Annotated in this window: 9 protein-coding genes; 7 read left to right on the forward strand and 2 right to left on the reverse strand. The window is 74.0% G+C overall.

Annotated elements, in window-relative coordinates; all coding sequences use genetic code 11:
• Window positions 1-411 precede the first annotated feature (411 nt).
• Window positions 412-1,329 (forward strand): S1 family peptidase, encoded by a 918-nt coding sequence (locus tag ABT112_RS25540; RefSeq protein WP_351513327.1) that lies wholly within the window; start codon window positions 412-414, stop codon window positions 1,327-1,329.
• A gap of 147 nt (window positions 1,330-1,476) precedes the next feature.
• Here the strand turns inward: ABT112_RS25540 and ABT112_RS25545 are convergent, their stop codons facing one another.
• Window positions 1,477-3,345 (reverse strand): AfsR/SARP family transcriptional regulator, encoded by a 1,869-nt coding sequence (locus ABT112_RS25545; protein ID WP_351513329.1) that lies wholly within the window; start codon window positions 3,343-3,345, stop codon window positions 1,477-1,479.
• A 365-nt stretch (window positions 3,346-3,710) separates the two neighbouring features.
• On the opposite strand from ABT112_RS25545, the gene ABT112_RS25550 reads away from it, so the two are divergent.
• Window positions 3,711-4,223 carry a stress protein gene (locus ABT112_RS25550; RefSeq protein ID WP_351513331.1) on the forward strand — a complete coding sequence of 171 codons (513 nt, stop codon included), beginning with the start codon at window positions 3,711-3,713 and terminating at the stop codon, window positions 4,221-4,223.
• Between the two features lie 238 nt (window positions 4,224-4,461).
• Here the strand turns inward: ABT112_RS25550 and ABT112_RS25555 are convergent, their stop codons facing one another.
• The gene (locus ABT112_RS25555) at window positions 4,462-5,325 is read right to left on the reverse strand and encodes a LysR family transcriptional regulator (RefSeq protein ID WP_351513333.1); all 864 of its coding nucleotides are present in this window, start codon (window positions 5,323-5,325) and stop codon (window positions 4,462-4,464) included.
• Window positions 5,326-5,394: 69 nt separating this feature from the next.
• On the opposite strand from ABT112_RS25555, the gene ABT112_RS25560 reads away from it, so the two are divergent.
• The 5 genes from ABT112_RS25560 to ABT112_RS25580 all read left to right on the forward strand — a co-directional run bounded on the left by ABT112_RS25560 (window position 5,395) and on the right by ABT112_RS25580 (window position 12,969).
• The gene (locus ABT112_RS25560) at window positions 5,395-6,516 is read left to right on the forward strand and encodes an EamA family transporter (protein WP_502975440.1); all 1,122 of its coding nucleotides are present in this window, start codon (window positions 5,395-5,397) and stop codon (window positions 6,514-6,516) included.
• 300 nt (window positions 6,517-6,816) lie between these two features.
• Window positions 6,817-7,611 (forward strand): TIGR03084 family metal-binding protein, encoded by a 795-nt coding sequence (locus ABT112_RS25565; RefSeq protein WP_351513335.1) that lies wholly within the window; start codon window positions 6,817-6,819, stop codon window positions 7,609-7,611.
• Window positions 7,608-9,287 carry an acyclic terpene utilization AtuA family protein gene (locus tag ABT112_RS25570; RefSeq protein ID WP_351513337.1) on the forward strand — a complete coding sequence of 560 codons (1,680 nt, stop codon included), beginning with the start codon at window positions 7,608-7,610 and terminating at the stop codon, window positions 9,285-9,287. The genes ABT112_RS25565 and ABT112_RS25570 overlap by 4 nt, the downstream gene beginning before the upstream one ends.
• Window positions 9,284-10,879: an acyl-CoA carboxylase subunit beta gene (locus ABT112_RS25575; RefSeq protein WP_351513339.1), complete on the forward strand. Its 1,596-nt coding sequence runs from the start codon at window positions 9,284-9,286 to the stop codon at window positions 10,877-10,879. The genes ABT112_RS25570 and ABT112_RS25575 overlap by 4 nt, the downstream gene beginning before the upstream one ends.
• 8 nt (window positions 10,880-10,887) lie before the next feature.
• Window positions 10,888-12,969 carry an acetyl/propionyl/methylcrotonyl-CoA carboxylase subunit alpha gene (locus ABT112_RS25580; RefSeq protein ID WP_351513341.1) on the forward strand — a complete coding sequence of 694 codons (2,082 nt, stop codon included), beginning with the start codon at window positions 10,888-10,890 and terminating at the stop codon, window positions 12,967-12,969.
• Window positions 12,970-13,047 lie beyond the last annotated feature (78 nt).

The following is a 13,047-nucleotide window of genomic DNA, read 5'->3' on the forward strand; positions in this document are numbered from 1 at the left end:
AGGGCTTTCCGTCGAACGGCCGGGGCTTCCCGCCGAACGACCAGGGCTTTCCGCCGAGCGGCCGGGGCTTGCCGCCGAACTCCCGGGGAATCCCCGCACGGCCGCTCCGCTCTCCGCCGGTCACCGGCCGCCTCCCCCGTACAAACCCGTCCCGTACCAAGAACTTCGGATTCCGGATCAACCTCGGGAGCCGGTTCCGCGTCTGAGTGAGCGGCGTGAAGAATGGCCCGTCGCGTTCCCGTCGCATTCCCTGTGCCGAACAACCGGAATTCCTCCGGGAATTCTTTGACGCGGCCACCGGGCGACTTCTAGGGTTGCTCAACGTCGCTTCTCCCCAAGCATGTCGGGCTCGATTCCGCGAGCCCTCATTTCTGCTTGCCGGAGTTTCGTTACGCACAGAGGAGACCCCCCATGCGCATTTCTTCCTCCCGTCGCAACGCCCGGAGAATAGCCGCCGCCGGTATGGCGTCCGCCGCGGTCGCCGCCCTGGTCGCGACCGCCGCGCCGGCGGCCCAGGCCGACGCCCCGTCCGGCGAGCGCTCGCGCCCCAGCACGCGGATCATCGGCGGCAGCGGCGCGTCCAACGACGCGTACCCGTTCATGGCCGCGCTGCTGCACAAGGGCTCCGGCAACGCCCTGAAGCGACAGTTCTGCGGCGGCAGCCTCATCGCGCCGAACGTCGTCATGACCGCGGCGCACTGCGTCGAGGGCGAGAATCCGAAGAAGCTCCAGGTCGCCGTCGGCCGCACGGTGCTCTCCGACTCCGAGCAGGGCCAGGTCCGGAACGTCCGGAAGTCCGAGGGCCCCGGCGACTCCGGTCTCGTGGTGCACCCCCGCTACACCAAGGGCGACGCGGCCTACGACATGGCCTTCATCGAACTGGCGAAGCCGGTCACGGGCATCGCCCCCGCCAAGATGCCGACCCCGGGCACGGACGCGCTGATCCGCCCGGGCGCCAAGGCCACCGTCATCGGCTGGGGCAACACCGACACCGACATCCCGCACACCCCGGACCGGCTCCGTGAGGTGAAGGTTCCGGTGCTCTCGCACGCCGAGTGCCAGGTGAGCTACAAGGAGTACAACTCCAAGGTCAACTTCTGCGCCGGCGTGGAGGGCAAGGACTCCTGCCAGGGCGACAGCGGCGGCCCGATCTTCCGCACGGTGCCCGGCCGCGAGGAGCCCATCCAGACCGGCATCGTCTCCTACGGCGACGGCTGCGCGGCGCAAGGCGCCCCCGGCGTCTACACCTCCCTCAGCTCCGCCAAGCTGTGGAAGACGCTGGGCGAGTCCGCCGAGGGCAAGCGGGTGAAGGAGCAGCTGGGCCGCTGACCCGCCCGGGGCGGGCGGCCGGCGTTCGCCTATCCCGGCCGCCGGCTTCTCGCCGACGGGTGGCCGGTCGGCGCCGGACCGCACCGCAGGCTTCGCGCCGACCGTGCGGCCGCGGCGGCACCTGACGCTCCGTCCCCGGCCCGGCCCTCATGCGGCCGGGCCGGGGACGGCCAGCTGCCGCGCATAGATCCGGACCAGGTCGGACCGGAGGTAGTGGCCCGTGACGTGCTCCTGGAGCAGGTGCGCGTCGCACAGCTCGGCGAGTTCGCGCCGGGTGCGGTCCAGGTCCTGCCCGGCGAGTTCGGCGGCCCGGGAGACCTCGATCCGGGGGCCCGGGAGCAGCCCGAGCACGCGGAACAGCCCCGCGGCGCCGGGCGAGAGCGCGTCGTGGCTGAGGCGGAGCGCGGCGTCCATGGCCGAGTCCTCGCCGGGCACGGACAGTTCGGTCAGCCGCCGCCGCTCGTCGGTCAGCCGCAGGGCCCAGCACTCCAGGCTCCAGTCGGGGTGGGCCATGAGCCGGGCGGCGGAGATCCGCAGCGCCAGCGGCAGCCGGTCGCAGAGGCCGACGACCCGCCGGGCCGCGTCCTCCTCGGCGGCGATCCGCGGCCGGCCCAGCGCGGAACCCAGCATCTCCAGCGCGTCGTCCGGGGCGAGCGGGCACACCGTCACCAGGGTGGCGCCGTCCCGGACCGCCAGCGGGGTCAGCCGTCTGCGGCTGGTGACCACCGTCAGACAGCCCGGGGCGGCGGGCAGCAGGGGGCGCACCTGGCCGACGGTGCCCGCGTCGTCCAGGACGACCAGGATCCGGCGTCCGGCGACCAGCGAGCGGTACAGAGCGGAACGGTCCGCGAGTGCGGGCGGAATCGCCTCCTCCGGCACGCCGAGGGCGGTGAGCAGCAGGGACAGGGCCGCCCCGGGCTCGCGGGGCTCCGGGCCGAGCCCCCGCAGGCCGAGGAAGAACTGCCCGTCGGGGAAGTCGGACCGGCGCCGGTGCGCCCACTCCACCGCCAGGGTGGTCTTGCCCGTCCCGGCCCCGCCCGCCAGGACCACGCAGCCGGCGCCGGGCGGCGCGGCGGCCCGGTCCAGGGCGGCGAGCTCCCGCTCCCGGCCGCAGAAGTCCGGCACCGGGCCGGGCAGCGGTGCGGCGGCGGGGACGGACGGCGGCGGGCGCCAGACGTCGTCGGCGGGGTCCGGCCCGCTGCGGACGCCGGCGATCCGGTCGTGCCACGGCCCGCCGGGCGCGGGCCCGCTTCGCAGGGCCGGCGGGCCGCCGGACGCGGCGCGGACCGGTGCCCTGCGCCCGGCGGCGGGAACCGGCCGCGCCGGCACCGTCTCCCCACCGAGCACCGCGAGATAGGCGCCGTGCAGCGCGGGCCCGGGATCGATGCCGAGCTCGTCGTTGAGCTGCCGCTTGGCGCGGTAGTACTGGTCGAGCGCCTCGGCCTGCCGTCCGTCGGCCTGCAGGGCGCGGATGAGCAGCGCGGTCAGCTCCTCGTGCAGCGGGTGTTCCGCCACTCCCGCGGTGAGTTCGGTGATCAGCTCGCCGTGCCGGCCGAGGTGCAGCAGATGCCGCCCGAGGTCCTGGAGGGCCGCGACCCGCGACTGGGCCAGCCCCACACCGAGCATCCGGCGCACCCGTTCGCCGGGCACGTCGGCCAGGGCGTCCCCGCGCCAGAGCCCGAGGGCCTGGCGCAGCACCGGCACGGCCCGGTGCGGCTCGGCGCCGCGCGCCGCGGCCACCAGATGCCGGAAGCGGGTGGCGTCCACCGTGACGGGGTCGGCCGCCAGCGCGTATCCCGTGCCGCGGGTGACGAGTTCGGCGTGCCCGGCCAGCAGCTGCCGCAGCCGGTGCACATGGTTGTGGACGACACCCCGCGCCCGGGCCGGCGGCTCCGTGTCCCAGGCGAGGTCGATCAGCCGGCCCACCGGGACGACCTGATTGACCTCGCTCATCAGCACCGCCGCCACGGTGCGGACCCGCCCCGAACCCAGAGGGATCAGCCGGCCATTGTTCATCTCGATTTCAACCGGCCCCAGTAGCCGAAACTGAACCATCGTGCCTCGAGTTCCCTCTTGCTGAACAGGCTTGCGCCGAAACGGCCTTGTGCCTCCAAAGACGTTCCGGAGAGAGCAGGGTTGCTTCGGGGTACCCGGTTATCTCACCATCTGGACGACATCGTAAGCGGAACGCCGAAGAAGGCCTTTCCGGGCGGTGTGAGCGGGCTGTGAGCCGATCATGAGCGGGGCGCCGAAGCATCGTTTCCGTTCGGACCGAGCGGACGAATCCCGCACGATTCCGGGCCCATCTCCGTTACTCGCCAGTTGTGTTACCGGTGAGTCGGATCAATGGCTCCGCAGTCCCGTAGAGAACGAGGAGAACCATGTCCCCCCGCAGCATTGTGAAGAAGAGCCTCGCCGCCGTGACGCTGTGCGCCGCGCTTACCGCGACCGCCGTCGCCTTCCCGGCGACTGCCTCGGCGTCCCCGGCCGTGGCGGCCGCCGCGGCCGGCGAGTCGCCGGTCAGCGTCGGCGCGAACGCCAACCTGAACATGAACGTCGACGTTCTCGGCATCGCCAACAAGATCGAGGCGTCGATCAAGACCGCCCAGAACCGTGAGGGCTTCGTCAAGAACCTCATGGAGTCGGCGTTCTACGCCAGCGGCCAGAAGTACAACGTCATGGTGATGAACCTCAGCCAGGGCTACGAGGAGCACTTCAACGGGGTCCAGGGCTACGGCTCCGCCACCTACGACGGTGTCGTCTACGGCATCTGGGTCTTCGAGGACGGCGAATTCACCAACACCGGCGACGGCGGCTACATCAACTGGGCCTTCAAGGGCCTGTGGGAGCGCCCGGACAACGGCGGCTACGTGAAGTTCTTCCGCCACGCCTGATGCGGCGGCCGGATACTCTTCGGCCAGTGCTTCCGTGGTGACGGCCCGTCGGGATTTCCGGCGGGCCGTTTCACGCTTTCCGCATTCCTTTTCTGTCTTGCTTTCCGAGGGGCCGGGAGGTAGAAGGCGGTCGCATGGCTCGGGTGCCGTTCGGGTCCGGGCTCCCGGGTTCCGGGGATCCTGCGCAACCGGCTGCCCCCGGCGTCACCGACGGCACCGCCCCATCGCGGCCCCGGCCTCACCCCCCGCTCTCCGCCACCACCTCGCGGGCCAGGGCCACCAGGGACGGGATGGCCGGGTGGCCCGCGGTGTCCCGCCAGGCCAGGAACACCGGGACGTCCGGCGCGCCGGTGACCGGGACGTAGGTCACCCCGGGGTGCGCGTGGATCCGGGTGGTGGCCGCCGCGGTGACGCCCACGCCCCGGCCGGCCGCGATGGCCGCCAGCCAGTCGTCGGTGTTGGCCACCGTCAGGGTCGCCGCCGGGCGCGGGCCGCCGGGCCACAGGTCCGGTGTGGTGAGGCCGGAGACGCTGTTCAGGACGACCGTCTCCCCGGCGATGTCCGCCGGGGTCAGCTCCGGCCGGGCGGCCAGCGGGCTGTCGGAGGGCACGGTCGCCACCCGCGGCTCGGTGTACAGCTGCTCCGTGATCACCCCAGGGGCGTCGACCCGGCCGCGGAGCACCGCGATGTCGACCGCGCCCCGGGTCAGCCCGGCCGTCCGGTCGTCGATGCGCAGCAGCTCCAGCGGGGTCTCCGGGTGCGCCTCGCTCCACCGGCGCAGCAGCGGCGTCGTGTACTCGCCCGCCGCCGACCAGGGGTGCCCCAGCCGCAGCGGCCACTGCCGCAGCCGGGCCGGGAGGACCGCCTCGTCGAAGGCGGCGACGGCCGCCGCGGCCTTGTCGCGGAACGCCCGGCCCTCGGTGGTGAGCTCCAGATGGTGGGTCGACCGGTCCACCAGGCGCACGCCCAGCGCGAGTTCCAGCCGGCTCAGGGTGCGGGAGACCGCGGGCTGAGTGAGGTGGAGCCGGGTGGCGGCGCGCGTGATGCTCCCCTCCTCGGCGATGGCGAGGAAGCAGCGGAGATGACGCAGCTCGACGGTCATGCGTTCGAAGCATAACAACAGGGAATCCGGCATTTCACGGGGCGAAGATCGCCTCCTTAGCGTGCAGGGGTGAGCGAAGACAGGACCCTCGTTGCCCCCGCCCCCTCTCCGTCCGCCCCCGCGTCTGCCGCCGCGGGCCCCGCGTCTGCCGCGTCCGCGCCGGTGTCCCGGCTGCCCCGGTCGGCCGGGGTGGCGATGGTGGCGGGCGGCGCGGTCTCGCTCCAGCTCGGCTCCGCCGTGGCCGCGCTGCTGTTCCCGCGGACCGGCCCGCTCGGGATGGTGACGCTGCGCCTCGTCGTCGCCGCCGTCGTCCTGCTGGTGGTGTGCCGCCCCCGGATCCGCGGTCACAGCCGCGCCGACTGGGCGGTGGTGTGCGGCTTCGGTGCCGCGCTGGCGGGCCTGAACACCCTCTTCTACCAGGCGCTGGACCGCCTGCCGCTGGGCACCGTGGTCACCCTGGAGGTGCTCGGTCCGCTCGCCCTGTCCGTCCTCGCCTCCCGCCGGGTGGCGAGTCTGCTGTGGGCGGCGCTGGCGCTGGGCGGGGTGTTCCTGCTCGGCCGGGGCGGGTTCGACCGGCTGGATCCGGCCGGAGTCGGCTTCGCGCTGGCCGCGGGGGTGGTCTGGGCCGGATACGTCCTGCTGGGCGCCCGTACCGGCCGCCGCTTCCCGCGCGCCGACGGCCTCGCCATCGCCATGGCCGTCGGGGCCCTGCTCGCCCTGCCGTTCGGTGCCGGGCAGGCCCGGGTGGCGCTGACCGATCCCGTGCTGTTCGGCCTGGCCGCGTCGGTCGCCCTGCTCTCCTCGGTGCTGCCCTACACCCTCGAACTGCTCGCCCTGCGCAGCCTCCCCGAGGCCGCCTTCGCCGTCCTGCTGAGCCTGGAGCCGGCTGTCGCCGCCCTCGCCGGATACCTGGTCCTCGGCCAGGAGCTCACGCTCACCGACGGGCTCGCGATCGCCCTGGTCGTGGCCGCGAGCGCCGGGGCGGTCGGTGTGCCGGACCGGCGCGAGCGGGCGCGCGAGCGGGTGCGCGGCAGTCTGCGCCGCCGGCTGCGCGGCTGCGGCGGGGAGCACGGCGGCAGAGGTCAGGAGCACGGCGGTCAGGAGCGCGGTGGCCCTGGCGGGGAGCACGGCGGCAGCGACGGGGAGCAGGGCGGCAGGGGTCGGAAGCACGGCGACGGCGGACAGGGCTGAGGCGACAGCGAACGGGACCGGGGCCGCGGCGCCCTCGCCGCGAGCCCCGAGGACGGGAGCCCCGAGGACGCGAGCCCCGAGTCCGGCGGCTCCGAGTCCAGCGGCTCCGAGGACGGGACCCTCGAGTCCGGCGGCCCAAGGACGAGATCCCCAAGGCGAGGTCCCCGAGGGCGGGATCCCGGTGGCCCGGCACCGTGGCAAGAAACCATGCAGGCACGCTTGATTGTTTCTGTGGCCGCTGCCACGCTCGGAGGGCTCGGAACGCGCTGACGACACGTCAACCCATGAAGGGAGCGCACCGTGGCCGATCCCGGTGCCGTGCTCGACGACCTGCTGAGCGAGGGGGAGGAGCTCGACGGGCTCGTGGCCGGACTCCCGCCGGAGGCCTGGGCGGCCCCGACTCCCGCGCCCCGCTGGACGATCGCCCACCAGATCGCCCATCTGGCCTGGACCGACGAGCAGGCGGTGCTCTCCGCCACCGACCCCGAGGCCTTCACCCGGCAGGCCGCGCAGGCCCTGGAAGCCCCGGACACCTTCGTCGACGACGCCGCCGAGCGCGGCGCGGCCCGGCCGCCCGCCGCACTGCTGGAGCACTGGCGGGAGGGCAGAGCGGCCGTGCAGCGGGCCCTCGCCGGGCAGCCCGCGGGCGCGCGGCTGCCCTGGTTCGGGCCGCCGATGAGCGTCGCCTCGATGGCGACCGGGCGGCTGATGGAGACCTGGGCGCACGGCCAGGACGTCGCCGACGCGCTCGGAGTGAAGCGCACCCCGACGGCCCGGCTCCGGCATGTGGCCCGGATCGGGGTCCGCGCCCGGGACTTCGCCTACCTCGCCCGCGGACTGCCGGCGCCGGGCGAGGAGTTCCGGGTCGAACTCACCGGCCCGGACGGGGAGATGTGGGAGTTCGGTCCGGCGGACGCCCCGCAGCGCGTCACCGGCCCCGCCCTCGACTTCTGTCTGCTGGTCACCCAGCGCGCCCACCGCGGCGACCTCGCCGTACGCGCCGAGGGGCCGGACGCGGACCGCTGGCTGGACATCGCCCAGTCCTTCGCCGGCCCGCCCGGACCCGGCCGGGCGCCCTCGGGAGGCGCGGCGTGACCCTGCGCATCGGCAACGCCTCCGGCTTCTACGGCGACCGGTTCGACGCCGTCCGGGAGATGCTCACCGGCGGCCCCCTCGACGTCCTCACCGGCGACTACCTCGCCGAACTGACCATGCTCATCCTGGCCCGGGACCGGGCCCGCGACCCGAAGCTCGGCTACGCCCGCACCTTCCTCCGTCAGCTGGAGGAGGGCCTCGGGCTGGCGGCCGAGCGCGGGGTGCGGATCGTCGCCAACGCGGGCGGCCTCAACCCGGCCGCGCTCGCCGGCGCCGTGCGGGAGCTGTCGGACCGGGTCGGCGTCCCCGTCCGGGTGGCGCACGTCGAGGGCGACGACCTGCTGGACCGCGGCTGGGGCCCGGGCGTGGTGGCCGCCCACGCCTACCTCGGCGGCGCCGGCATCGCCGAGTGCCTGCGCTCGGGCGCCGATGTGGTGGTGGCCGGCCGGGTCACCGACGCCGCCCTGGTCACCGGCCCGGCCGCGGCCCACTTCGGCTGGACCGCCGAGGACCGGGACGCGCTCGCCGGGGCGGTCGTCGCCGGGCACGTCCTGGAGTGCGGCACCCAGGCCACCGGCGGCAACTACTCCTTCTTCACCGAGCACGACATCGTCCACCCGGGCTTCCCGGTCGCGGAGATCCACGCCGACGGCTCCTCGGTGATCTCCAAACACCCGGGCACCGGCGGCGCGGTGACGGTCGGGACGGTGACCGCGCAACTGCTCTACGAGACGGCCGGCGGGCGGTATCCGGGCCCGGACGTCACCGCCCGTCTGGACACCGCCCGGCTCACCCGGCTCGACCGGGACCGGGTGCGGATCGACGGGGTGCGCGGCGAGGCGCCGCCGCCCACGCTCAAGGTGGGGCTGAACCGGCTCGGCGGCCACCGCAACGAGGTGGTCTTCGTCCTCACCGGGCTGAACATCGAGGCCAAGGCGGCGCTGGTCCGGGAGCAGATGGAACGGGCGCTCGCGAAGTCCCGCCCCGCCGAGGTCCGGTGGACCCTCGCCCGGACCGACCGCGCCGACGCGGCGGTGGAGGAGGAGGCGAGCGCCCTGCTGCGGCTGGTGGTGCGCGACCCGGACCCGCAGACCGTCGGCCGGGCGCTCAGCAGCGCGGCCGTGGAGCTCGGCCTCGCCGGCTACCCCGGCTTCCACCTCACCGCGCCGCCCGGCAAGGGCGCCCCGTACGGGGTGTTCGAGGCGGCGTACGTCGCCGCGGGGAGCGTGCCGCACACGGCGGTCCTGGACGACGGCCGCCGGATCCCCGTCCCGCCCCCGGCACGGACCCGCGAGCTCGCCGAACTGCCCGAGCCCCCGCTGCCCGAACCACTGCCGCCGGGGCCCACCCGCCGCGTGCCGCTGGGCATGGTCGCCGGGGCGCGCAGCGGCGACAAGGGCGGCAGCGCCAACGTCGGCCTCTGGGCCCGCAGCGAGGACGCCTGGCGCTGGCTGGCGCACACCCTCACCGTCCGCCGCTTCCGGGAACTCCTCCCGGAGACCCGCCCGCTGCCCGTCACCCGCCACGTCCTGCCCCACCTCCGCGCGCTGAACTTCACCGTCGACGGCCTGCTCGGCGAGGGCGTCGGCGCACAGGCCCGCTTCGACCCGCAGGCCAAGGCCCTGGGGGAGTGGCTGCGCTCCCGCCACCTGGAGATTCCGGAGACCTTGCTGTGACCGTGCTCGCGTCCGCCCTCGACCCCACGAGCCCCGACCACACGGCCCACCGCACGGCGATGCTCGCCCGGCTCACCGACCTGGAGGCCGAGCACGCCAAGGCGACGGCGGGCGGCGGCGAGAAGTACGTCGCCCGCCACCGCGAACGGGGCAAGCTCCTCGCCCGGGAACGCATCGAGCTGCTGGTCGACCCCGACACCCCGTTCCTCGAACTGTCGCCGCTGGCCGCCTGGGGCAGCGACTACCCCGTCGGGGCGTCCATGGTCACCGGGATCGGCGTGATCGAGGGCGTCGAGTGCCTCATCACGGCCAACGACCCGACGGTGCGCGGCGGGGCCAGCAACCCGTGGACCCTCAAGAAGGCGCTGCGCGCCCACGAGATCGCGTTCGCCAACCGGCTGCCGCTGGTCAGCCTGGTGGAGTCGGGCGGCGCCGACCTGCCCAGCCAGAAGGAGATCTTCATCCCGGGCGGGGCGATCTTCCGGGACCTGACCCGGCTCTCGGCCGCCGGAATCCCCACGGTCGCCGTGGTGTTCGGCAACTCCACGGCCGGCGGGGCGTACGTGCCCGGCATGTCCGACCACGTGATCATGGTCAAGGAGCGCTCCAAGGTCTTCCTCGGCGGCCCGCCCCTGGTCAAGATGGCCACCGGCGAGGAGAGCGACGACGAGTCCCTCGGCGGCGCCGGGATGCACGCCCGCACCTCCGGTCTCGCCGACTACTTCGCCGCCGACGAGCCGGACGCGCTGCGCCTCGCCCGCCGGGTGGTCGCCCGCCTCAACTGGCGCAAGGCGCACCCCGACCCGGCCCCGGCCGAGCCGCCGAAGTACGACGCGGAGGAGCTCCTCGGCATCGTCCCCGGCGACCTCAAGGTGCCCTTCGACCCGCGCGAGGTCATCGCCCGGATCGTCGACGGCTCCGACTTCGACGAGTTCAAACCGCTCTACGGCCCCAGCCTGGCCACCGGCTGGGCGACCCTGCACGGCTATCCGGTCGGCATCCTCGCCAACGCCCAGGGCGTCCTCTTCAGCCCGGAGTCGCAGAAGGCCGCCCAGTTCATCCAGCTCGCCAACCAGCGGGACATCCCCCTCCTCTTCCTCCACAACACCACCGGCTACATGGTCGGCAAGGAGTACGAGCAGGGCGGCATCATCAAACACGGCGCCATGATGATCAACGCGGTCTCCAACTCGACCGTCCCGCACCTCTCCGTCCTCATGGGCGCCTCCTACGGGGCGGGCCACTACGGCATGTGCGGCCGGGCGTACGACCCGCGGTTCCTCTTCGCCTGGCCCAGCGCCAAATCGGCCGTCATGGGACCCCAGCAGCTCGCCGGCGTCCTCTCCCTGGTCGCCCGCGCCTCGGCAGCCGCCAAGGGCAAGCCCTACGACGACGAGTCCGACGCCGCACTCCGCGCCATGGTGGAGCAGCAGATCGAGTCCGAGTCGCTGCCCGCGTTCCTCTCGGGCCGGCTCTACGACGACGGCGTCATCGACCCCCGCGACACCCGCACCGTGCTGGGCCTCTGCCTGTCGGCGATCCACACCGCCCCGGTCGAGGGAACCCGCAGTTTCGGCATCTTCCGGATGTGAGGACGAACATGGAATCGCTCCTGGTCGCCAACCGCGGAGAGATCGCCCGCCGCGTGTTCCGCACCTGCCGCGAGCTGGGCATCGCCACCGTCGCCGTGCACTCGGACGCCGACGCGGACGCCCCGCACACCCGGGAGGCCGACGCGGCCGTCCGGCTCCCCGGCAACGCACCGGCCGACACCTATCTCCGCGGTGACCTCATCGTGAAGGCGGCCCTGGCCGCCGGCGCGGACGCCGTGCACCCCGGCTACGGCTTCCTCTCCGAGAACGCCGGCTTCGCCCGCGCCGTCCTCGACGCCGGACTGCTGTGGGTCGGACCGCCGCCCGAGGTCATCGAGGCCATGGCGTCGAAGACCCGCGCCAAGGACCTCATGGCCTCCTCCGGGGTGCCGCTCCTCGCCCCCGTCGACCCCGACCGGGCCACCAGCGCGGACCTGCCCCTGCTGATCAAGGCGGCCGCAGGAGGCGGCGGCCGCGGCATGCGCCTGGTCCGCGACCTCGCCGAGTTCCCGGACGCCTGGGCGGCCGCGAGCACCGAAGCGGCCTCCGCGTTCGGCGACGGCGAGGTGTTCGCCGAGCCCTACGTGGAACGCGGCCGGCACGTCGAGGTCCAGATCCTCGCCGACGGCCACGGCACCGTCTGGGCCCTCGGCACCCGGGACTGCTCCCTCCAGCGCCGCCACCAGAAGGTCATCGAGGAGGCCCCGGCCCCCGGCCTGGACGACGAACTGCGCCGCACCCTCCACAACGCCGCCACCGACGCGGCCCGCGCCGTCGGCTACACCGGCGCGGGCACCGTCGAGTTCCTGGTCTCGGCCGACGGACGCCCGTACTTCCTGGAGATGAACACCCGCCTCCAGGTGGAACACCCGGTCACCGAGGCGGTCTACGGCGTCGACCTCGTCGCCCTCCAGCTCCGCATCGCCGAGGGCGAGAAACTCACCGCCCTCCCCGAGCCGTCCGGCCACGCTGTCGAGGCCCGCCTCTACGCCGAGGACCCGGCCCGCGGCTGGCAGCCCCAGACCGGAACCCTGCACCGCCTGGACATCCCGGGTGTCCGGCTGGACTCCGGAGTGGCCGACGGGATGGACATCGGCGTCCACTACGACCCGATGCTCGCCAAGGTCATCACCCACGCACCGACCCGCGCCGAAGCCGTCCGCAAGCTGGCCCGCGCCCTCGAACGGGCCCGCATCCACGGCCCGGTCACCAACCGCGACCTGCTCGTCCGCTCCCTCCGGCACCCGGACTTCACCGCGGCCCGCCTGGACACCGGCTTCTACGACCGCCATCTCCCCGACCTGACCGCACCCACCGACGAACACAGCAGCATCTCGGCCCTCGCCGCGGCCCTGGCCGACGCCTCGGGCCGGTCCCGCTTCGGCGGCTGGCGCAACGTACCGTCCCAGCCGCACACCAAGACCTACCGCTCGGAACCGGACGGCACCGCACACGAGGTCCGCTACCGCCACACCCGCGGCGGCCCGGCCCCCGAGGACGGCGGCATCCGCGTCCTCCGAACCACCGCGAATCACGTAGTCCTCGAACTGGACGGCATCCGCCGCACCTTCGAGATCGCCACCTACGGCAACCGCATCCACGTCGACTCACCACTGGGCGCCCACACCTTCACCGCCCTGCCCCGCTTCCCCGACCCCACGGCCCACACCGAACCGGGCTCCCTCCTGGCCCCGATGCCGGGCACGGTGATCCGCGTCGCCGACCTGAGGATCGGCGACCGGGTCACGGCGGACCAGCCCCTCCTCTGGCTGGAGGCGATGAAGATGGAACACCGCATCTCCGCCCCCACCGCAGGAACCCTCACCGAACTCCACGCCACCCCCGGCACCCAGGTCGAACTGGGCACCCTCCTGGCAGTCGTGACCGAGGACCCGGCAGCGGACCCCCAGCAACTCGCAACCGACCAGGGCAATCCCGAGGCGGCGCACCACACCCGCCAAGGCAACCCCGAGGCGAGCCACCGGCAACCCGACACCGACCAAGGGAATCCCGAGGCGGGCCATGAGCAACCCGACACCAACCACGGGGATCCCGAGGCGGGCCACCGGCGGGAGGGGGCGGGGCTGTAGGGGTGGGGGGTTCCGGAAGCTGCCGTGTATTTGTGGGCCGCCAGGCCCGTAAATATACGGTGCGGGGCCCCCCCCCCC

Source organism: Streptomyces sp. NPDC002055, from assembly GCF_040296705.1.
Taxonomy (GTDB): Bacteria; Actinomycetota; Actinomycetes; order Streptomycetales; family Streptomycetaceae; genus Streptomyces.